At 53.0% G+C, this 21,943-nt stretch carries 19 protein-coding genes and 1 tRNA gene; 11 read left to right on the top strand and 9 right to left on the bottom strand.

Annotated elements, in window-relative coordinates; genetic code table 11:
* Positions 1-77: 77 nt before the first annotated feature.
* Both SCARR_RS05275 and SCARR_RS05270 read right to left on the bottom strand, forming a co-directional pair.
* Entirely contained in the window at positions 78-956 is an 879-nt protein-coding gene (locus SCARR_RS05275) for a radical SAM/SPASM domain-containing protein (RefSeq protein ID WP_136060461.1), read from the bottom strand.
* A 46-nt stretch (positions 957-1,002) separates the two neighbouring features.
* Complete coding sequence (locus tag SCARR_RS05270; protein ID WP_136060460.1) at positions 1,003-1,584, bottom strand: hypothetical protein; 582 nt, start codon at positions 1,582-1,584, stop codon at positions 1,003-1,005.
* Positions 1,585-1,724: 140 nt separating this feature from the next.
* Here SCARR_RS05270 and SCARR_RS05265 point away from each other — a divergent pair, with 140 nt between their 5' ends.
* On the top strand, positions 1,725-3,098 hold the full coding sequence (locus SCARR_RS05265; protein ID WP_222846187.1) for a Gfo/Idh/MocA family protein: 1,374 nt from the start codon (positions 1,725-1,727) through the stop codon (positions 3,096-3,098).
* 64 nt (positions 3,099-3,162) lie between these two features.
* Here SCARR_RS05265 and SCARR_RS05260 read toward each other — a convergent pair whose 3' ends face one another.
* Both SCARR_RS05260 and rlmB read right to left on the bottom strand, forming a co-directional pair.
* Complete coding sequence (locus tag SCARR_RS05260) at positions 3,163-4,263, bottom strand: aldose epimerase family protein (RefSeq protein ID WP_136060459.1); 1,101 nt, start codon at positions 4,261-4,263, stop codon at positions 3,163-3,165.
* Between the two features lie 143 nt (positions 4,264-4,406).
* Positions 4,407-5,021 (bottom strand): 23S rRNA (guanosine(2251)-2'-O)-methyltransferase RlmB, encoded by a 615-nt coding sequence (gene rlmB, locus SCARR_RS05255; protein WP_136060458.1) that lies wholly within the window; start codon positions 5,019-5,021, stop codon positions 4,407-4,409.
* Between the two features lie 209 nt (positions 5,022-5,230).
* On the opposite strand from rlmB, the gene SCARR_RS05250 reads away from it, so the two are divergent.
* The 7 genes from SCARR_RS05250 (at position 5,231) to SCARR_RS05225 (ending at position 13,468) form a co-directional block, all read left to right on the top strand.
* Positions 5,231-6,832 carry an ABC-F family ATP-binding cassette domain-containing protein gene (locus SCARR_RS05250; protein WP_136060457.1) on the top strand — a complete coding sequence of 534 codons (1,602 nt, stop codon included), beginning with the start codon at positions 5,231-5,233 and terminating at the stop codon, positions 6,830-6,832.
* A gap of 82 nt (positions 6,833-6,914) precedes the next feature.
* On the top strand, positions 6,915-7,274 hold the full coding sequence (locus SCARR_RS05245; RefSeq protein ID WP_136060456.1) for a hypothetical protein: 360 nt from the start codon (positions 6,915-6,917) through the stop codon (positions 7,272-7,274).
* Between the two features lie 89 nt (positions 7,275-7,363).
* Positions 7,364-8,119, top strand: coding sequence for a 4'-phosphopantetheinyl transferase family protein (locus SCARR_RS05240; protein WP_136060455.1), 756 nt, complete (start codon positions 7,364-7,366; stop codon positions 8,117-8,119).
* Between the two features lie 328 nt (positions 8,120-8,447).
* On the top strand, positions 8,448-9,407 hold the full coding sequence (locus SCARR_RS05235; RefSeq protein WP_136060454.1) for a CRISPR-associated protein Cas4: 960 nt from the start codon (positions 8,448-8,450) through the stop codon (positions 9,405-9,407).
* Between the two features lie 103 nt (positions 9,408-9,510).
* A tRNA-Arg gene (locus SCARR_RS05230) sits at positions 9,511-9,587 on the top strand.
* A 934-nt stretch (positions 9,588-10,521) separates the two neighbouring features.
* Positions 10,522-10,815 (top strand): DUF6804 family protein, encoded by a 294-nt coding sequence (locus tag SCARR_RS29460; protein ID WP_407984769.1) that lies wholly within the window; start codon positions 10,522-10,524, stop codon positions 10,813-10,815.
* Positions 10,802-13,468: a tetratricopeptide repeat protein gene (locus tag SCARR_RS05225; RefSeq protein ID WP_136060453.1), complete on the top strand. Its 2,667-nt coding sequence runs from the start codon at positions 10,802-10,804 to the stop codon at positions 13,466-13,468. The genes SCARR_RS29460 and SCARR_RS05225 overlap by 14 nt, the downstream gene beginning before the upstream one ends.
* 730 nt (positions 13,469-14,198) lie before the next feature.
* On the opposite strand, the gene SCARR_RS05220 is transcribed toward SCARR_RS05225, so the two are convergent.
* A complete protein-coding gene (locus tag SCARR_RS05220) occupies positions 14,199-14,438 on the bottom strand; it encodes a hypothetical protein (RefSeq protein WP_136060452.1) in 240 nt (79 codons plus the stop codon).
* A gap of 231 nt (positions 14,439-14,669) precedes the next feature.
* Positions 14,670-15,275 carry a DUF4172 domain-containing protein gene (locus tag SCARR_RS05215; RefSeq protein ID WP_136060451.1) on the bottom strand — a complete coding sequence of 202 codons (606 nt, stop codon included), beginning with the start codon at positions 15,273-15,275 and terminating at the stop codon, positions 14,670-14,672.
* 743 nt (positions 15,276-16,018) lie between these two features.
* On the opposite strand from SCARR_RS05215, the gene SCARR_RS05210 reads away from it, so the two are divergent.
* Complete coding sequence (locus tag SCARR_RS05210) at positions 16,019-16,228, top strand: hypothetical protein (RefSeq protein ID WP_136060450.1); 210 nt, start codon at positions 16,019-16,021, stop codon at positions 16,226-16,228.
* Positions 16,229-16,375: 147 nt separating this feature from the next.
* On the opposite strand, the gene SCARR_RS05205 is transcribed toward SCARR_RS05210, so the two are convergent.
* The 3 genes from SCARR_RS05205 to SCARR_RS28790 are packed head-to-tail and all read right to left on the bottom strand — an operon-like array spanning position 16,376 to position 17,328.
* Positions 16,376-16,657 carry a HigA family addiction module antitoxin gene (locus tag SCARR_RS05205; protein ID WP_222846186.1) on the bottom strand — a complete coding sequence of 94 codons (282 nt, stop codon included), beginning with the start codon at positions 16,655-16,657 and terminating at the stop codon, positions 16,376-16,378.
* 49 nt (positions 16,658-16,706) lie between these two features.
* Complete coding sequence (locus SCARR_RS29035; RefSeq protein WP_281281120.1) at positions 16,707-17,048, bottom strand: type II toxin-antitoxin system RelE/ParE family toxin; 342 nt, start codon at positions 17,046-17,048, stop codon at positions 16,707-16,709.
* Entirely contained in the window at positions 16,984-17,328 is a 345-nt protein-coding gene (locus SCARR_RS28790) for an IS66 family transposase (RefSeq protein WP_136060448.1), read from the bottom strand. Before SCARR_RS28790 ends, SCARR_RS29035 begins: the two co-directional genes overlap by 65 nt.
* Positions 17,329-17,458: 130 nt before the next feature.
* Here SCARR_RS28790 and SCARR_RS05190 point away from each other — a divergent pair, with 130 nt between their 5' ends.
* Together SCARR_RS05190 and SCARR_RS05185 are read left to right on the top strand one after the other, a co-directional pair.
* Positions 17,459-18,967, top strand: coding sequence for a sulfatase family protein (locus SCARR_RS05190; protein WP_136060447.1), 1,509 nt, complete (start codon positions 17,459-17,461; stop codon positions 18,965-18,967).
* A 67-nt stretch (positions 18,968-19,034) separates the two neighbouring features.
* On the top strand, positions 19,035-21,914 hold the full coding sequence (locus tag SCARR_RS05185; protein WP_222846185.1) for a sulfatase: 2,880 nt from the start codon (positions 19,035-19,037) through the stop codon (positions 21,912-21,914).
* Positions 21,915-21,943 lie beyond the last annotated feature (29 nt).

The raw sequence follows: 21,943 nt of genomic DNA, 5'->3' as shown, positions 1-21,943 counted from the left end.
GAACCGTGCCTGCGACACTATTCCCTGCTGGAATTATACTTCGCGGTTTTACAAATCATGCTTCGAAGCATTCCTCATCAGCTGAAGCGCTGGCAGAAGGTGCAGTTTTGGCAGAAGGGTTCGACTAGGTTCCGCTGATCAAATCCCTTGCGCATGGCGCGGGCTCGGGGGCTGTCGAGTGCGGCTCTAATGCCGTCCTTCAGTACATGCCCCAGTTCTAGGTCTCCCTGATAATCCAGGCAGCAGGCCACTATCCGTCCGTCGGCCAGGATGGCGCAATGTGTTTTCAGTGCCTGGCAGGTTCCGCGGGTCCGGGATGATTCCTTTTCCGAATCCGCCGGCCATTCAAAGCGGGAATCCATATGCAGGCTGATTCGTCCGTTAAGCCGTTGTCTTTTTTTGCGGGGATCGAATGCCGGCGGTAAAGTTGATGATCCGTTAATAGCTGCCGAAATGCGCTGCCATGTTTCCGCATTCCAATGGTGCAGTGCCGGTTCACTGCGGGAATCTTCATTCCACAGCCTGAGATTTATGTAGAGGTCGGGACGCTGCTCCATGGCCTGCGTTGAAAAGCTGAGAATAGCCGTCAGCGCTTGCGATGCTTCTTTTGTCGAAGTCATTTCGTGGAGTGCGTGAACCGAAAAGTTAATCTGCCTCAAGTTGGCTGATTCCAGCAAAACCGATGTGCATGTTTCAATCAGCAACCCGTTGGTTGTGATGTTTACTTTCAGGTTCCGGTCGTTGCAGGCTTTTAGAAAGAATTCAAGGCGGGGATGCAGCAGCGGTTCGCCCAGTACGTGTAGATAAACCTCTTCAACCACACCCTGCAGTCCGTCCAGTGTGGTTTGGAATAACTCGTCCGACATCCACTGCCGCTGTCCGGTGATTCCCGGACTTGGACAAAAGCTGCAACTCAGATTGCAGGCGTTGCTGATTTCGATGTAAGCACGTTTCATGGTTTTTAAAGGCCGGGCAGTCTGGGCAGGCTGAACCCGGCCACGATTACCTTTGGGCAGAGGCTTCTGCCGGGGTATCGAATTCTTCTGGGATCTGAATGAGCTTGAGCGCGTTGCGCGCGTCTTCAGTCAGGGTGCCGTCGCGGTAGAAGGTGCGGATGATATCCAATGCCTGCAAACTTTCCGCCATCTGACTTTCCAATTGTTGGAAGTCCAGCAGGTCGAGATCCTCTTCCTGCATGATGTCTTCGAGCGGAAGGTCGCTTTTGGCGTCTTTCGTTGCGTGGTGCAGCAATGCGCCCAAGGTCTGCAGGATTTCGGCGTGGAGGTCGTCGGGCTGGAAATAAAACTGGTTGTCGCAGAAATATTCATAGCAGACGGAGGGGCGCCCCTGTTTAAGCGAGCAACCGGTTGCGGATAGGAACCCGTTCTGCTCATCGAACTGATCGGCTTGCTGATGCACCAATTTGAGGAAAGGGCTTTTAATGGCTTCGACGCACATGACGATGTCGCAGCAAACGGATGTACATTGCGCGCAAAGCGAACTGCATTTCTTGAGCACCAGCTCCTGCATGCCGGATTCCAACTCGATGTATTGTTTAATATAGGTTTTTAGGGCGTCGTTCATAGGAACTGGAAATTTGGGCACAGGGGGCGGGAGAGTTCAAGGTTGAAGGAGCGATGATTGCAGATATTTGATCTCCGGCGTGTCCAGATGGCGGGTTGGATATCGTTCATGTTTTAATAACCTAGGGAAAAGAAAACGCTATGAAGAAAATGAATCGCAGATCATTTCAGAAAACGGCCGTTGCGGCTTCAACCACCATTCCGTTATTCAGTATCGGGAAACCCGGCCTATCGGCCAACAGCAAGGTCAATGTGGCCATGATTGGCACCGGCAATATTGCGGGGCAGGCGTATGGCGGGACGCAGACAGAAAATATTGTGGCGTTGTGCGATGTCGACTCGAGCATGATTGACAAAAACCTGAAAAAACATCCGAGCAACCCCTCCGCCGCCCGATTCAGCGACTTCCGGGTGATGCTCGATAAGATGGGCAAGGAAATCGACATGGTCTGCGTGAATACGCCCGACCACACGCATTTTGCAGCAACCATGGCCTCCATGGAACACGGGATCAATGTCTTTACGCAGAAGCCGCTGACGCACAATATTTGGCAGGCGCGCACCCTGAAAAAGGCGAAGGATGAATACAAAGTGCTCACGAACATGGGCAATCAAGGGCATACCTACAACGGTATCCGCCAGCTGCGGGAATGGTATGAGGCCGGCATTTTTGGACAGATCTCAGAAGCGCATAGCTACATTAAAGGGCCCAACTGGAGCGGTCCCTATTTTAGGCGTCCCGGCGCGCTTCCTCCGTCAAACGATCCTGTGCCGGAAAACCTGAACTGGGAGCTGTGGCAAGGTCCGACGGGCCCGACAACGTTCAATTCGCTCTATCACCCAAAAACCTGGCGCGGATTCAACCGTTATGGAACCGGCACCTTCGGCGACTGGTTTTGCCATGTGGCCGATGCGCCCATCTGGCTGCTGGATCTCTATGAGCCGGTATCGATTGAAGCTGAAAAAGTGGCCGGCGGCGACAAATGGATGGTGGCCGACGGCTGCCGCGTCCGTTTCGATTTTGAAAAACGCGGCACCAAGGAACCCTGCACCTTCTATTGGTACAACGGCGACTCGAAGATTTTCCGTCCGAGCGCCCCCGACGACTGGACTTGGCCGGGCAACATACCCGGTGCCGGCACCTTCTATTATGGCGACAAGAACAATGGGTTCACCGACAACCGCTCCAACAACCCGCGCCTCACCAATAAGGAAGCAGCCATTGAGTTCAAGGCCGCGGGCTATCCCGACGAAAAATATCCGCGCATCAAGGGTGGCCCGATCCTCGAGTTGGTCAACGCCATCAAAGGCGGGCCGGAGCCGGGCGCTAATTTTGACTACGCCGCTCCGTTCACCGAAATCATGCTGCTCGGCATCATTGCCGTGAACCACGGCGGCAAGATCGAGTGGGACTCCAAGAAGATGAGAATCACCAACCGTCCCGAGCTCAACCAATACCTCAAGGATCCGGTGCGCAAGGGTTGGGAATACGGGGATAGCCTTTGGCGCAGCTAAAAAGAAACGGCGCCTGCTTTCTGAGGAAAGCAAGCGCCGTAAATGGGCCGAGGGTCAGTTGGGCTTATTTCACGCCGAACTTATAGACCGATATCGATTTGAATTGCTCTCCAGGGCGCAGAATTGTGGTCGGGAATTGAGAGTGGTTCGGGCTGTCTGGGAAATGCCGGGGCTCTAGGCAGAAACCGCCGTTCAGGGAATAGCGCTTGCCGGATTTCCCTTTAAGGCGTCCGTCCAGACCATTGCCGCTGTAGAACCGCAGGCCCGGTTCCATTGTGGATACTTGGAGCGTGCGACCGCTTCCCGGTTCGTAGATTGATGCCGCCAAAGTGACGCCGCCTTCACCCTTGCTCAGCACCCAGTTTTGGTCATATCCATCGACCAGCAGAAGTTGTTCGTCTTCGTTGCCGATATCCCGGCCGATCGGTTTCGGAATGCGGAAATCGAAAGGGGTGCCTTTTACGGAGCGTATTTCACCGGTCGGAACCCGCTTCTCATTCACCGGGGTGAACGCTTCCGAGTTGATCATCAGTTCATGGCTGAGAATGGTTCCGTTTCCTTCTCCGGCCAAGTTGATGTAGGTGCGGTTCGACAGGTTCACCGGCGTGGCCTTGTCGGTTTCTGCATAGTATTCAATCTGGAGCGTGTTGTCTGCGTACAGGGTGTAAATCACCTTAACCGACAGATTGCCTTGGTATCCCTCTTCCAAGTCTTTCGACAAATACTTGAATTCTATTGAGTTGCCATACACGCGGGACTGCCAGACCACTTTGTCGAAGCCCATGCTTCCGCCGTTTTCATGGTTTCCGCTCTTGTTGACCGGCAGTTGGAACTGTTTGCCGTCGAGTTGGAATTTTCCGTCGGCGATGGTGCCGCTGTAACGGCCGATGACGCTGCCGAAATAGGGGCGGTCAACTGCGTTGATGTAGCCTTCGGCCATGTTGTAGCCTAGCGCAACATCGGCCATGTTGCCGACCCGGTCAGGCACGACAATCGATGTGATCGTTGCCCCATAGTTGCTGACGCGGACTTCCATGCCGCTCTTGTTGCGCAACGTGTATTCACGGATGGTGCTGAAATTGCTCACCGTGGTTCCGCTGGTGCTGCATCCAGCCACGGTAATGCAAACCGCTGCCGACAGAGTGTTGATTATCAAGTTCTTCATCTTTTTGTCCTTATGTTGTTTCGTTTAATTCGACAGAACGAAAAGCAATGGCTGCGCCAGGTCGCAGGCCGCTTTTCTTCGTGAAACAACGCATTTTTAATGCCACATGCAGGACAATTATTGCGGCGCGGTACTAGGGGGTACTAGGCGTTAGCCGTTTTCCGCTGCCGGACAATTTCGAAGAGGCAGACGCCGGTGGCGACGGAGACGTTGAGGCAGTCCACAAACCCCGCCATTTTGAATGAGACCAGGTAATCGCATTTGTCCCGCGTCAGTTGGCGCATGCCTTTGGCCTCCGAGCCCATCACCAGCGCCAGCGGTCCAGTCAGGTCTGTTTCATAAAGATCCTGGGTGCCCAGGTGATCCGAGGTTCCGGCGATCCAGATGCCGCGTTTTTTGAGGGATTCCATGGTGCGCGCCAGGTTGGTGACGCGGAAGATTGGGGTGTGGCTGGCGCCGCCGCAGCTGACGGAAACGGCGGTCGCGGTCACCGGCGCCGCTTTGTCGCGCGGAATAATCACGGCATCCACGCCGGCGCCGTTGGCGGACCGCAGGCAGGCGCCGAGGTTGTGCGGATCTTGAATGCAGTCGAGAATCAAGACCAGCGGTGTTTTCGTTTGGTCCAGCAATGCTTCGAGTTCGGATTCATCTTTGATCAGCGCCTTGGAGCTGGAGCCATGCTTGTTGGTCCGCGACACGTTGTCGCTGCGTCCGAAGTTTGATCCGCGTTTCTGAAACTGGTTGCCGCCACTTGCCATAACTAGATTACCTTTGATTTAAAGGGCCGGATTATATGAAACCCCCGGATTTATGCGACCGGGATCTTCAAAAAATAAAGGGTCGTCTTTTGGGGCGGCGAGCCGCATTGCATCCAGTTGATTGCAATTTACAGTAGGTTCTCACGCCGTATCCTGCTATAGAAGCGCGCTTCTTTATCAAAATTTATACACAAACTAGGTAGTTTCATATGATCGCGACATCCAAAATCACCATGCGCTTCGGCAAGACCGCCCTTTTCGAGGACGTTTCAGTTAAGTTTACACCCGGCAACCGCTACGGCCTGATCGGGGCCAACGGTTCCGGGAAATCGACATTCATGAAGATCCTGACCGGCCAGCAGGATCAGAGCGAGGGGGATGTGGCTATCGGCCATGGCTGCACGCTCGGGTATCTCCGCCAAGATCATTCGGACTTTGATGAACATACCATTATCGATACTGTTTACATGGGCAACCCCGCGCTTTGGAAGCTGCACTGCGAGCGCGAATACCTCTATTCTAAAGACGAGTTAACGGATGAAGAGAGCGACCGCTGCGGTCATATCGAGGAGGAGTTCGGCGACGCCGGCGGCTATACCATGGAGGCTGAGGCGGCCACGCTGCTGGTTGGCCTGGGCTTTACCGAGGATCTGTTTGAACAAAATATGACCGTGCTGCAGGGGGGCTTCAAGTTGCGGGTGCTGCTGGCGCAGGTGCTGTTTGGCCAGCCCGACATCCTGCTGCTGGACGAACCGACCAACCATCTGGACATGGAGTCGATTGAATGGCTGGTTGAACTGCTCAAGCGCTATACCGGCACCCTTATCACGATTTCGCACGACCGCTTCTTCCTCAACCAGGTGTGCACGCACATTGCCGATTTGGACTATCATGAAATCCGCATGTTCCCCGGCAACTACGACGACTTTACCATTGCCAGCCTCGACGCGCGCGAGCTGCAGGAAAAGGCCAACAAGAAGGTCGAAAAGCAGGCGCACGACTTGAAGGCGTTCATTTCCCGTTTCAGCTCCAATGCCTCGAAGGCCAAGCAGGCCACCTCGCGGAAAAAAACGCTGGATAAGCTGGAAATGACCAAGTTCAAACCCAGCAGCCGCGTCTCGCCCTTTATTCGCTTCGCTCCCAAGACCCGTCTGGGGAATAAAGTGATTGAGGCGTCGTCGGTTTCCAAGTCCTATGACGAGGAGCTGTTCAGCGGTTTTTCCTGCACGATCGGGCCGGAAGAGCGCGTGGCCATTATCGGCAAGAACGGCATTGGGAAAACAACGCTGCTGAACATTCTTTGCAACCAGCTGAAAAGCGACGCCGGAGAGATTGAATTCGGCGAAACCGTTGAGGTGGGCATGTTCCCGCAGGATGCGGCCTCCATTTTAGATCCTGAAGTTAGCGCGCTGGACTGGCTCAGCCGCTTTGCCGAAACCGGCACCTCCGAGGTTGAGCTGCGCTCGTTCATGGGCCGGATGCTTTTCCGCGGCGATGACTGTTGGAAAAAAGTGGGCGTCCTCAGCGGAGGCGAGAAAGCCCGTCTGATCATTTCTAAAATCACGATGGAAGGCGGCAATGTACTTGCCCTTGACGAGCCGACCAACCACCTCGATCTGGAATCCATCGAAGCGCTCAACTTTGGCCTTTCGCTTTTCCCCAATACGCTGCTCTTTGTTTCGCACGACCACCGTTTCATCGCCACGCTGGCCACACGCATTCTTGAGGTAACCGAGGAGGGCATTGTCGACTATCCCGGCACGCTGGATGAATACGAAGCGCTGAAAAAGAGCAAAAAAGGCAAAGGATAGCCTTCCGCTTGTCCCTCCATCAAAAGGTTGCTCATTTTGGGTTTTGGCCGTACTCTTCCGTTGTCGAAAGGAGGCGAAAGCCATGAAAAGTGAACGCATGTGGAAAAAGGTGTTGAAGGAGTTTCCCTGTGATGCTCCTGCGGACAAAATCGAATCGACCGCCAGAGTTCTGGAGGGCATGACCTACGAACCTGTGCTGTTGCTTAAAACACCCGGGTTTCTCCGGATAGGCCGAATGGCGCTGGAGAAGGAACTCGACCGCGTCGTCCAGCTCACAACGAAGGAAATGATGGCCGAGGGCTTCGGACCGAATGCCAACTTCAACGAGTTTAAGGCGAAGCATATTCAGCTGCTGATCTATCACTATAGCCTGCTGTGCCGGCTTCGCTCCGATGACCCCGCTGCATGGGATATCATCAACGAGCTCTACGAAGACGATTGATGGAGCCGGTTGGGCCGAAGTTCCCTTGGGGCGGGTTGCCGTCTGTTCGCAGTTGCGTGGCAGGTGGTTTTGTTTAGAATGCGCCTCCAATGGAAACCATCGATGATATCCGGCATCTGCCCGAACTGGACCAGGACACCATCCATATATGGGGCGTTCATGTGCCTGATGTGCTGGATCGGATCGACGTGCTGCATGCCGTGCTTTGCAATGCCGAGCAGGAAAAGGCCGCGCGTTTCCATCGGGAAGCTGACCGGCACTCTTCTATTGCCGCCCGAGGCGCACTCCGCGTTCTGCTTTCCGGCTATACAGGGGTTCCCTCCTCCGAACTCGAATTCCAATATTCAGAAAACGGCAAGCCCTCTCTCGTACCGCAGGCGTCTCGCCTGCTGCGCGCAGGGCAGGGCAGGCGGGACGCCTGCGATACAATCGCGTTCAATGTTTCCCACTCCGGCGATTGGGTTGTGCTGGCCTTTGGACGCAGCCGTCAAGTTGGCGTCGATGTAGAGATGATCAAAGAGGAGATGGATGTAATGCCGATTGCCTCGCGCTACTTCACTCCCGAGGAAGCCGCCTTGATCGAAAACGCAGAACATTCCTGCGCGGTCTTTTTCCAGCTCTGGGCTCGCAAAGAGGCCTATGTGAAAGCCTGCGGCTCCGGGCTCTTCCGCGAGCTGTCCAGCTTTTCGGTTCCGATTGAAAATGGGCGGCTGCCCGACCGCGGGGAGAAAGACGGTTGGATTTTCCAGCGTCTGGAGGCCGGGTCAAAATATGCATCGGCGGTCGTGACGGATAAAGCATTGGACGATGTGCCGTGCTATGACTTCAATGCGCTGAAGTGGTGAGTTTTAAGAATTGACCAGCCGGAAGGGGGCCTGCCTGCTCTGCATCAAATATGGGTGGAAGCTCGGGGGAGCCGTCCAATGGTTCAACACGCTCTCCGGAAAGTACTCTGAAGTTGAGGGGAGTCAACTGCTCCGTTCTTTACCTCTCCATGGCGCGACGAAGCCGATGCCGTGCTGATTCAGAAACGCCCGCAACTTATTTAATGACCGCAAAGACGCGAAGGCACAAAGTCTGATAACAGGGGGAAATCTTTATTTCTTAGTGTCTTTGCGGTCGAACTCCCTATGGAATCCTGTTATTCCTTGCTCCAGTTATTTTGGAGTTTCTATGGGACAGTTAAAGAATACATTTTCGTGGTCGTTCAGTGCATCGGAAGATTTTGAGCAGTGCCGTCGCCGGCGCTACTGGGGCAAATACGGCATGTGGGGCGGCTGGGACCGCAATGCCACCCCGGAACAAAAGGCCTCCTACCGCTTGAACAAGATGGACAACCGCTGGGGCCTGATGGGGCAGGCGGCGGAAAACGCCATCATGTGGGTGCTCAAGCAGCATCAGGCTGGAAAAACCGTCTCGGTGGATGATGCATGGAAAAACATCGCCCGCCCGTTCATGACCAAAAAGTGGACGGAGTCCACCGAAGGCAATTGGCGCAATTCTCCCAAGCACTATTGCTGCCTGCGCGGGCACTACTACAAGACCCTTGGCGGCGATGAGGAAAAAGAAGCCAAGCGCCAGCTGGCGGCGCAGATCCAAAACTGCATCGCCAACTTTATCGAAAAGGTGCTGCCCCGGGTTGGCTCCATTAACCCCGCCCAGGAGTTCCAGATTGCCACGCCGGAGCAGGGGGGCGATGTTGAGCACTTCATTTATGAAGGCGTGAAGATTTATTCCATTCCCGACTATGCCTACAAGATCGGCGACGAAGTGCACATCCACGACTGGAAGGCCGGCAAGATCAAGGCCGACCAGCATAAGCTTCAGCTTTCGCTCTATGCCCTGTGGGCCATCGTCAAGCACGGTGCTTCGCTGGATAATATCTTTCTCTATGTCGAATATTTGAATGAAGGGCAGGTGCTGCCGTTCCAGATTACGGAACAGGAGCTTGAGGAAACCAAAACCCTGATGAGTGATTCCGTCGGCGAAATGACCGAATACCTCGTTGATCACGACCGCGAAAAAAACGAGCCGCTGCCCAAGGAGGAATGGGAGCTGGCCCTCGATCCGGCCAGCTGCGGCCAGTGCAATTATTATGAGCTCTGCAAGCCCGAGCTGGACGCGCAGGAATAGGCTGCATTTTTTTGCGTTTTTGCCGTTGACCGGAAAACGGGTTCTCTATACATTCCCCACCTCTTAAGCGCATCCAAGCGTTTAAAAAATCTGAATTTAAAGCGCACCCATAGCTCAATTGGATAGAGCACCTGACTACGAATCAGGAGGTTACAGGTTCGACTCCTGTTGGGTGCACCACTTTTTTGCCCCGATCATCCAATGATGACGGGGCTTTTCTTTTGTTTTACTGCATTCCTCCTTTTCGTGATGATTCCTGAATATGGGTGATGAAATCGGATGATCTACCAAAGAAGTGGCAAAGATTTGCCAAAGATCGGGGGAGGGACACCCCCCGCGCACTTTTCCCGCTGCGTATATCCCCCATGAGACCGGCAACCCCAGAAGTTGAATTATTACACTTGAGCCGGTACCGTCTGCCTTTGATGCGTCGGCGTTGCCTGCGTTATGCCAATGGCGAGGGAGAGCCACGCAGATCGGGCCTGCATCCCCTACCTCTGGGAGGGGGGAGGAGGGGACTCGCCCCCTTTAGAGCATAGATATACTTTACGAATAGGTACTGCGATTTTCGGAAGTATATCAATAATCCGGTCAGCTCTGGAAATGGTGCGTCATGGTGCCTTATGTGGTCTCAATGCGAAGATATCTAGGGTTTACAGGGCTGAAACCACGATCTGAAATCGAATGCGCGTTGATATACAGCGGGCGATTTGACTGTTAAAACGGTCTAGACGGTCTCGCGCACAAGATATCATACACTCGCGCGCGCGCAAGAGACGAGGCACCCCCCTGCGCACTTTCCCGCTACATATATCCCCCATGAGAGCGGGTAGTCCAAAAAGCCGTTTATTACACTTCCTGTCTTTATTTTGCCTTTGATGGTCGGAACGGAGCGCGTAACGACAAACGTAGTGATGAGCAGAGGGAGTAAGCCAAGTCATGGGGACTATGCCTTCCATGAGTTATCTTGTCATATTTTATTAATTACCAATACATCTTGCTAGCATGGCGGATACGAGTAAATTATTTGTCAGCGTGTGTAATAAATTCGTTTACGTTTGTGGTGGTAACGATGAATGGCGGTAAAGATAATGCTGACTTGTGGCAGTAAGGAATGATCCCCATCCTCATAGCATCGGTAATGCTTCTTGGCTGTCTGATCGACGGTCTGCCCTACGGTTATTTTCAGATTCTTCGATGGGTGGTTTGCGGGGTTTGTGGATACAGAGCCTATCTTTCCTGCACGCTCGAAAAGAAAGCGTGGATGTGGGGTTTCATTTTTGCTGCCGTTCTGTTCAACCCTATTTCCCCAATCCGGTTAGATCGGGGTGTGTGGGCTGTTACCGATGTTTGTCTCGCTGTTTTGCTTTTGCTTTCTCTGAAAGCAATAAGAAATGGGGGCCGCTAAAGCGATACTACGCATGACAGCCCAAGAACTCAAAGAGACTGGCCAGAAGCTGTGCAAGTCCGGCCAATTCGCGGAGGCGATACCTTTGCTGAAATCGGCTGCTGATGCTCTACCCGATGATGAGCATCTTTGGGAGGAACTTGTCGTGGCGGCCAGAGATAGCGGCCAAGATGGGCAAGCGATTGAGTTTGCAAAGCTAGGGATTCGCCACCATCCCCGTTCTTACTGGCTATGGCAGGAATTAGGAAGTCGGTTGGTAAAGGTTGACAAATTGGACGAGGCTGAGAAGGCACTCGACAATGCAAGGTCGCTAAACCCTGGCTCACCCTGGCTATGGCGTTATCTCATAAGACTCCACCAAAAGCGCGAAAACTACGCAAAGGAAATCGAAGCGTGGGAAAAGCTGCGCGACTTAGGCGAGATGGACGGAGCTGATCTAAACTCGCTCGGCATCGCCTACTACAACCACGAAAACTTTGCAAAGGCTGTCGAATTTTATCAGCAGTCTGCGACAAAACTCCCGGACACCTCTGCGTTTTTCAATCTTGGGTTGGTTTTCAACCATCCCGAAGTATCGCAAGACGCCGACGCGGCAGATGCATATCGGTGCGCGTTGATGTTGAACCCCAATTATGAAGCCGCCAAAGAGCGGATTGAGGCAACTAAGAAGAAACTGCTTCCTTTGGCAGAGTCGGCGCGCATCGAAGCGGGCGGTTTGATAAAGCCTGATGAGTGTTTCCAGTTTTACCTGAATCCATTCGAGGTGTTTCAGGTCACGGAGTTGCACGGCAACGAGAACCAGAATAAAAGCATTGAAGTAGATGCGGACGGCGTCGCGCGGCCACAATTACTACCTCGTTCTGGAAGTGCGCTGGACATTAAAGCAATCCAGCGGGCGAAGAAGCGGCTGCTTCAGGAGATTGAACTTAATGATGGCCGAGTACCTTGGTTGGAGAACCAGCCGATTGACAAGTCTCGCGCCTTGGCCTTGGAGGACGAGTTTTTAGGTGAAGAAAAGCAGGGGTTTCATCGGGCGGTGTTCAACAGTCCGCGATTGCTTCGATTCCTTACGCGCGGCGACATTGAGCATTTTCTTTACTCAGACGAATACTTTCCTGAAGAGATTCTGGAACTCTTGGACAACGAGCCGGAGTTTCGCCGTTTTATCAGCAAGCCTTTCGCGCGCCAATACAACTTCTTATTCGCGCGTGCGATCAATAGTCATAAGCTGGCCGTTGTTGAAGCATTGCTCGACGGTCGGCGCTGGGTTGAACCTGAAGACGAGGATATTTGTTTTGCGGGTGCTTACAAACACACCAAAATGCTGATTGAATGGGTCGAAACAAAAGTGCTGAACGCTGCCAAGACGAAACCAGATTATTCTGAAATCGCAGAGTTCATCGAGCATCTAGCCGTGGCCGAAACTTTCAATCTCCTGCCGACTGCGTTCTTTCGGGATGATCAGAGTCGGCTTGTTGAACAAATCCGTTTGATTGCGGTTGCAGCTTACAACAAACATTCCGATTCGGAGTTGTCAAACCGGATTCTTCGCCTTTGCAAAAGATTCAATTTCAAGAGCGCCGATTTAAACAAGCAGCTTGATGAGGATTTCAAGGCGATTGAGGAGATACTTACTGAAAATCGAAAGCACTCCTTTTCCGCTTGGGGTCAGCAAGACCAGGCAATTTACGTTACGCACACTGGAATAAAATTTGCGGGCGTTGCAATCAGCGCCGCCGATGATGATCAAATTCGAATCATTGTTGTCGAGGGACCGGCAGAAAACCATTTCACGACAAACAAGAAAGTTGGCTACCTGGAGATTTCAGGCAAGGATCTCAAGCGCGATCTTCTTCGCGGTACGGAAATTGACCTCACCTTTGAGGTTTCTGAATCACGCGACCTGACATTTCATGCCTACGTCAATTCGTCCGGCCAGGAGTTTTCACAAATCTTCAATCCGACTTATCGCGCCGTACCTGTGAAAGCACTCGCTAAAGAAGCGGAGCTGCTAGATGGACAACTCGAAAAGGAAAAAGCCGAGGCGATGGAGAATGAAAACTATGATGTGGTCGAAAAACTGGAAAAACTCGTTGCTCCGGTGCAGGAACTTACGGGCGCAGCGATGCTGCTCAGCCTGACGCCGGATGATGAAACGGATGAGCGTTATATACTCGAAGATCGAAAACGCAAGCTCGCCCAAGAACTAAGCCAGCTCACGTCCGGCAAACGAATCGAGCGATTGCGGAACGAGTACAGGACGGAGAAAGACGAGGTTGCAGGCATCGTCAACGAAAGCGGAAACGACCATGAACGGCGACAGCTACACGAGGTGGTTGCGCAAGAGCACACGTTCATGAACTCGACAAACTCGCAAAAAATCCAGGCGGCGATTGACCAACTTCACCGGATCAGAGGCCAGATTCTTCGTCGGACGCCGGATTTCTTGGTCAATTGGTTTCAGTTTCTGGCGAACATGCGCGAATCCCTCAACGACCAGCTCCAAGCGAAAAACCTGATCGAAGCGGGCAAGAGACACATAGCTGCCGAAGACTACGACAAGCTGTTGGAGGTGAATGAACGGCTTCACAGTCTTTTGCCGGAAGACGAAAAAGACTCGAAAGAGATGCGGCACTTTACAAATATCACTTGATTTTCTGCTTGTTAGCCATAACGGCGGGATCCGTAGAGCCTTAAATATTGACTTTGCGGGATCTCTTCAACTTGATAAACCTACCTTTGATTTCAATGATGCCCAGTGAAAGAAAAGCAGCGAGGATAATCACAGATAGAGATGAGCGCCAAAGCCATTTCATAATACATTGACTGCCCTCTCCTTTGATTCTGCTGATCTTCGGCTTGCTTGAGACATATTCGATTTCTACGGGGACGGCTTGCGTTAGATCATGTATGCCCCCTTGGTGTCCGTAGAATCTAAACCGCAGGCTTTCGGAGGGCAAGGTTGATTAAGTTCTAATCAGGCCTTGAGGGTTAAGTACATCGCGCGCGCGCGTCAGGACTCTACACGGGGGGACTATTCTGTCGGGAGTAAGGTTTTTGGATCGCTACCGTTTTTTCAAACATTCAACCGCTTAAGGAGCTTCAAGATGTTGAGAGCTACCTAAAGCAAGCCAACCCAACGTATCGCTTCAACGAGGATGCGCGGAAGGAGCTCGCCCGGCTCATTTTCAACCTCAAGCGCGGCGTGCCGTTCCAATTTGGCGTCGGGCAGAGCCACACCATCCGGGCAACGCTAAAAAACAAAATGGTGGATGCCGGGATATTCTATTCATTGGTGTGGGTGATTCTAATAATAATTCTTACAACAGAGTGGTTCGTGGATTTAGTAAAGCCCTTCTGAGTAAAGACAAAAAATCCACCACTCACGTATAACGCTCATCCCCCGCAGCACCCGCCCGCCTAATCATCCGATCCAAGGTTACGACGCTGATTGAAAGACGGGAGGCTGTATCCTTGCGGGTTAAAAGTCGTTCGATTTTTTCTTCATCTGGCCTGTATGTAATTGCAGCCACAAGTCCCGCCGATGTAAGTCCGGGGGCGTATGGCTGAAGCATGGCCGTTGCTGCTGTGGTGATCGCGGTGGGGATTTCAGTTGTTTGCATGTCGTGTGCTCCTGTGGGTTGAAGACGGTGCATGTTCTAACATGACAAGCACAAAGTTTGTCAACCTTAGGAGGTGATATCCTGAGAGCACGGGAGAGAAATGGTGTTGTAGTTTGCGTAAGTTTGAAATCAGAAAGCCAATATCTTCAATGGTCTGGTTTTCGAAAAACACGAAAAAGCACTCTCGATTTTTTTTTAACGAGTGAGCACATTCAGAGAGGCACTTTCGGCTTAGTGCGGGTTCTCTTCCAAAATCTTCAATGCTTCATCGGCCACCTTGCGCCAGTTCTTTGCATTGATCCCGTGCAGCGCTTCGGCGGCTCGTTCACTGGCCGGGGCGAATGATTTTGACTCGCTTGTGAGCATGGACGGCAGGCACTTTTGCAGGGCGGTCTTCAACTGTTCGCGCTGGGGTTTGAAATAGTGCTCCATGACAATTTCAGCGGTGGCGTGGCCGGTGACAGTCTGCACCAACTCCAACGGCATGCCCTGCATTAGGGGCATGGAATAGTTCTTAGTGGCATCGATCATCATTTCAACAATGCCGTCTATGTGGCGCGCGACATGGGGCGTTCCGCCTATGTCCATTCCAAGATGGCGGGCAATGGATGAACGTACCTGCTCCGAATCGAGTTGTTCGCCTTCAATGGCGCTCGACTTGACGATATCCGCCGTAATGGTCAGCAGGTTGGCCTCGCCTCTCAATTGGAAACCATGGGATTCCATTTGTCCGAGCAACCGCCCTTGCCGATGCCGTACATCTGCGAGCAGGGGGGCCAGCCGGTCTGAGTCCCATTTGATTTTAGGCCAATCTTCGAGTTGATGGATGTATTTCATAATCACCGCTCCAGTTGCGGGGATTAATGGTGTTATTTACCGCAAAGGCAAGTTTTAATCACCGCATATCATGCGGTGATAAAGGCCATTATTTACTGCAACCTATGTTATATATGCCGGATTCATTGTTTTCTTGCGCTCTTCCGATCCGTAGTAGACGAAAGCTTAAGCAATCCAATATCATCCTTTCGATAGTGGGAATCCCCCCTGCCTTTCAAATACCCCTGCATCGGACGATTTCCTGCTTCCCCATTATTCGTTTTTTTCGGTTGACGCTTTGCCGCCCACACCATTCCGCCGTGTTGCGTCTTGTCGCGTTAAATTCTTTTTCGGTTTCGGATCGGTGCAAAGGGTTTTGCAATGAATTCCATCCCCGTGCGCCGGCGTTCATCTTCCGATTGAAAAACCTTCTATACGTAGGAGAGTGTCATGTGTCAAAAAAACCTAATGGAGATAAACTATGTTACTTGCTATATCGAATCTGTCATCAGACCGTGTGTTTAAATGTCAACCATGGGAAATCCGGTCTGACGCGCCGCCGGAGACGTGTTGGTATCAACTGGATCTGGATCATGTTTTTTTTTCTCAGGCTTTGAGGGGTCGTTTTCTCTGGGCAGAATTTATTCCAAGGATAATCCGGCCACAAAAATACATTGGATCGTGGCGGATTATGACGGCAGTATCGATCGGCACATGCGCGATACCGTTCTGGACCGCTGTACCGCCTTTAAACCTCGGTTTATATGCCGAACAGCTTCGGAGGGGCCCGTCTGCTCTGGAAGCTGGCGGTGCCGCTCCCGTTGCATCGCAATGACCTGACCGCAAAGCTCATGCGGCACATTAAAAAAAAGCTTCAGCTCTCCAAACTACTGATTGGATTTGATGCCGAAGCGTTCGCAGACCCCTGCAAATACTACGAGGCGGGTACGGATTGGGTGAAGCTGTCGGAATGAAATTCCGGCATCCTGCTTGATGCAGTGGTCTATTGAATCGGCTGATAGCTATAAATGGAACCAATTGGGTGATGCATTCGTGTTTTCCATTGTGCAACCTCCTTCCTCTCAACTGCAACGTGGCTGGAAGTTCGCGTCTACATTGCCTCAAACCGCGATGGGATGAATCTTGCTTAGTTCATCCGCCAGCTTTTGCTGGGTTTCGTTGATGTCGAAAAGTTCCTGCAGTCCAAGCCAGAAGATGGGGCGGTTGTTGAAGAAACGGGCAAGGCGTACCGCTGTGCCGGCGGTAATTCCGCGTTCGCCGCGAACGATGGTATTGATTCGGCGCACGGGAACACGAAGTTCCTGCGCTAGCTTGCTCTGGCTAAGACCGTAGTCCTCCAAAAACTCCTGTAGTGCTTCGCCGGGATGTACATTGATGCTCATGGGCATTCTCCTAGTAATTGTGTGGCATCTGGTAATTATTTAATTCTGATTAATGGTAGTTTGTAAATTCAACCTCCTTGGCTCCATGCGAAGTCCAACGAAAACAGATTCGGTATTGTTGGTTGACCCGGATGGAATAGGTTCCCTTTCGGTTGCCGGTCAATTTCTCCAGCCGATTGCCTGGCGCGGAACGCAAATCGTTCACATCAATCGCCACTTCGATGTAGCGCAGTTTCAACTGCGCCTTCGGTTGCAAGGCGGAATCCATGCGGGAAGCCCGCCCTTCCCAGATTTGTTCCGTCCGCTTATCCTTAAAAGATAGGTAACTACTCAGGTGCTGCCGACATAGCCGGGTGGCTTTGGAATAAGCCGGAAAGCGCCTCGAAAGCACCGGTCGTATTCTTGCGCGCCGTGCAGATGTAGCTGCGGATCCGGCAGAAGTCTTCGAAATGTCCTGTGTCGCGGAAGCAACCGGAGATCTTTTGCTTCACCTTGTTCATGCGCAGGTCGCGTTCGGCGAGGTTGTTGTCGAAGGGGATGTATGAGAAGTCCGGGCAATAGTTCGTACGGGCATTCTTGCGTTCGTCAACATCCCGTGCGGGCCATGCCTTCAGATTCGCGGGCGTGCCGGGCATGCGCACTCCAGTGCCATCCGCGATGCCATAAAGCATAATGCGCGTTTTTTAAATGCTCACCAAATGATTTGTAAAAAGTGGCTATATATATTGACGGTTCGGGTTGGGTTTGATGTATTAGGTCGCATCTAGTGCGGGAAGGCATTTTTTGATTGGAGGAATAGGTATGATTGTAGGAAAGAAGGCGGCAATGCTGTTTGCCGGCACGATGCTGGCAGGGATAACGATGGCGGCAGAGCGCCCGAATATTGTGGTGTTAATTGGTGATGATCAAAATATGAGCAGTATTGGTGCGTACGGAGCAAAATATGCTACGCCTCATATTGACCGTCTGGCGAAAGAGGGAGTTCGCCACACGCGTGCCTACACCACGTCGTCGCTGTGCGTGCCGACGCGCTACAGCTGCCTTACGGGTTCTTACCCGAGTCGCTGTCGCAACAAGCTATTCAAGGAATATGATTTTCAGCCGCCGATCCGCAACGGCGCGTTCTTCTGCGAAACCGACCGCACGATTATGCAGGCGCTGCAGAAGGCGGGATACTATACCGGTGCGGCCGGGAAGTGGCATAACGATTTTCATGAACTGCTCCCGCTGCACGTTATTCCGAATGATGCCGATCCAAACGACCCGGCGATCCAGGCGATGATTCAGGAATCGGTCGAGATTCAGCGCGACCTGATCCATGGCTACGGCTTTGATTATGCGGAATGCATTACCGCCGGGAATGTGGTGGATCAGTATCCCGAAGCTCTGGAGCATCACAATGTGGAATACACGGTGAAAGGTGCAATCGATTTTCTCGAGCAGGCACCGGACAACAAGCCTTTTTTTCTTTGGACGGCCTTCACGCCAACGCATGGGCCGATCGAGCCGATCGAAAGTGGCGATTTAACGGTGACTCCTGAAGGGTTTACGGATAAGGCTGTTGGAGTTATGGGGCCCCGTTCCGCCATTCCTAAAAACAAAGGGGTCGTGGCGGAGATGATGATGTGGATGGATGAGGGGATCGGTGTGATTCTCGATAAGCTGGAAGCGATGGGGGAACTCGATAACACATTGGTCATTTACCTCGCGGATCAGCAGGCAACCGGGAAAGCCACTCCGTATGAATGCGGCAATAATATTCCCTTCATCGCACGCTGGCCGGACGGGGGCATTCAGGCGGGACAGGTGAATGATACGCTGATCGATGTGACGGATATGGCGGCGACTTTCATGGATGTGGCCCAGGCTAAGCCGATTGAAGGACTGCATCTCGATGGCATGAGTATTCAGCCGGTTTGGTTGGGGGAAGTTGATGAGCTTAAGGAGGCGATCTATACGGAAAGCGGGTATTCCAAGTCGGTCGTGACCAAGGATTGGAAGTATATCGCCATTCGCTACAACGATCAGATGCTCAAGCGCGGCATGAATCCAAATTTGAGCGGCACGCTGGCAGAAAATATTGATGCGGGCAACTTTGATCGCCTGTGGATCAAGTCACCGTTTGGGCAGACGTATAAGCGGTTTGGTTTTGCAGATCCCGATCAATTGTTTGATCTGGAGCGTGATCCGATGGAGTCGAAAAACATTGCGATGAATCCGGAGTATCAAAAGGTGCTCAAGGAGATGAAGGTGTATTTGTCGGGGTATGTGAATTCGATCGGCCGCCCGTTCGGCGAATTTAAGCAGTAGGGAGAGTTCCAATGCCTGGAAGTGCTCAGTCTATAACTGGAGAAGATGGATAAATATGAGTCTTCCAATGAAAAGAAGTATGATCCTCGCGATGTTCGCGTTGGCGGCCGTATCCATCTCTCAGGCAGCGGTCATTTGTTTTGATGGCTTTGAAACGGCCGGGCCGGCGTTGGTCGGTCGCAGCCCGGATCAGGTGAATGAGGGAAGCGCTGCCTGGGTGACCTCTGGCGGGGGGGCAACGGCTGCCATCGTCGATGTCGCCGGTGACAAGGTCATGGAGGTGGTGAATACGGGAGCGGACTCCTTTGCGTTGGACATTTCGGGGGAGGTTGTGTTCGGGCAGTTTACGTTTGATTTGCGTTTTACCTCGCAAGCCACGGACACCTCCAAAAACGCTAATTTTCGTGTGGTACCCGGGTCAGGTGCCGGCCTGAATGATTTCAAAGGGGGAGTTGGCTTGGGTACGGCCGGCCTGGGCTTGGATACATGGGGAGAGGTGGCTATCGTTTTTAACGCCGGGACAAGCGAGATCACCTACGGAGACAGCAATCAATACAGCGTGCCCGTAGACGCTTTTGATATTTGGGTTAATGGGCAGCTGGATACCGACAATCAGCTTCGGACTTCCAACTATGGAGGCCTCGACTGTTTTGGATTTAAGATGTTCGACGGCGTCGTCGGGATGGAATTTCAGGTCGACGACTTCGAGCTGAACACAGCGATTACGGTGGGCGGCGTTTCTTTGGCGCCCAGCTTGGTCTACTCTTCTGACGGTGTAAACGAAGCCGTCTCCAATGACGGCAGCATTTCCTCCTCCCTTGCAATCACGCTGTCGGACGACCTCTTCACAGCGGATGTGGTTAGCGCCAGTCATGGGGCCGTCAGCAACACCCCGGCGGGCCTGACTCCCGTTTTAACCCGAGATAGCGACACTCAGGTCACGCTGAGTTTCACCGGCAACGCCACGGATCATACCAGTGCAGAGAGCATCAGCAACCTGATGGTCTCCTTTGCCGACGGCGCATTTGTCGGTGGAGATGCCAGCGCGGTAGCGGGTTCGATCCGTGGCGATCTGAGCATCACATTCGCCGATGCGGTGCCCCCCAACATCCTCATGCTCTGCATCGACGACATGAACGACTGGGTCGGCTTTTTGGGCGGACATCCGCAGACCAAAACACCGAATATGGATGCGCTGGCTGAAAAGGGCGTCATTTTTTCCAATGCCCATTGCCCGGCGCCCGGTTGCTCACCCAGTCGCAGTGCCATCATGTTTGGAGCCGAGCCGACGACAACGGGGCTCTATCCGTTTTATACATTGGTCAATCTGGACGCGGCGGATCTCGCGACACTGGATGCCTTTTTGCCCATGCCTCAGTTCTTCCGCGACAACGGCTACTATACGGCCGGTTACACCAAGGTCTGGCACAACCCGGATAAAGACTATAAGCCGACAGAGCAGTGGGATGTGTATAAATCCTACGTAGATAATTCGCTCAACCTGGTCAATGATCCAAAGTACTATTATTCTCCCGGTTCGGACCGCCTGCGTGCGACGCCAGCCACCAATCCAGTGACCGATTTTAAAGACCGCAAGAGCGCGAACTCCGCGGTCGGGATTCTTCAGCAGACTCATGACAAACCCTTCTTTCTTGCCGTCGGTTTTATTCTGCCGCACACGCCGTTCGTTGCGCCGGTCGAGAACTTCGACCGCTTCGACTTTCCGATCGAAGCCCCGCCGATTCTCGCCGGCGACCTGTCGGATGTTCCGCTCGTCGGCCGCGCCAACGCGCAGCTCTATGCTGACATCCCGTTCAAGGAGGATGACGCCTGGGAGAAATCGCGACGCGGCTATTTGGCATCCATCTCCTTCACCGACGATAATGTGGGTGTGGTGCTCGATGCACTGGCTGCCAGCCCGTATGCCGACAATACCGTCGTGGTGCTCTGGAGCGATCACGGCTTTCACCTTGGGGAAAAACAAACCTTTAGTAAGTTTTCTCTTTGGGAGGAGGCCACACGGACGCCGTTTATCATTTATGATCCGCGCGGCAACGCGGCCAATGGCCAGACTATTGCCGAGCCGGTCGGTCTGATCAATATCTACAGAACGTTGGCGGACCTCACCGGACTGACGCCGCCCGCTTATGTGGATGGAATCAGCCTCGTACCGTGGCTTGACGATCCATCCCTGACGAAGACGACCCCGGCACTGACGACCTGGGGGCGGGGCAATTACACGGTGCGGTCTTGCGACTGGCGCTACACCCGTTATCACGATGGAAGCGAAGAACTCTACCACAACGCAATCGACCCCAACGAATGGATGAATCTGGCCGACGACCCGGAGTTCAGCGCAATGAAAACCCAGATGGCCGTTTACCTGCCGACAATCGAAGCGCCGCAGATCCAGTCCGGCATCGATCTGTATAATGTATCCGATTCCGACAAGCCAAATAACCGCGTCAACAGCTACCTGAGTGAGGCGTCCGAGTATGAAACACTCGGTCTCCAGCCGCCGCTCAATGGATATGAATTTTCCGATTGGGTTGAGAAGGCCGGATATACAGGGGATGCCGCGGAGCCCGGCGCGGACCCGAATACAAACGGCGTCCCCAATATCCTCGAATATGCCATCAAGGTGCCTGACGGCGGAGACGTGCGCGACTATTTGCCGGGCCTTGTTTTTGAGCAGGTGGAAACGACGAACTACCTGTCGATCAGTTTTCGGCGCCGTCTGGATGCCCCCGATCTTCTCTACGAGGTTGACGGCTGCAAAGATCTTTCCGAATGGGATCCTCTTTGGAGCAGCGACACGCCGACCAATACCTACATCCTTTCGACCACGTACAACGCGGACGGCACGCAAACCATCACGGTCCGCCACCGAGATGCAATCGTCGACGAGCCGGTAGGATTTCTCCGGCATAGGGTAAGCGCTCCCTGAGTCGGCTACTCAATGCCCATACGAAATGA

Source organism: Pontiella sulfatireligans (genome assembly GCF_900890705.1).
GTDB classification, from domain to species: domain Bacteria; phylum Verrucomicrobiota; class Kiritimatiellia; order Kiritimatiellales; family Pontiellaceae; genus Pontiella; species Pontiella sulfatireligans.
This window is presented reverse-complemented; position numbering and strand designations above follow the sequence as displayed.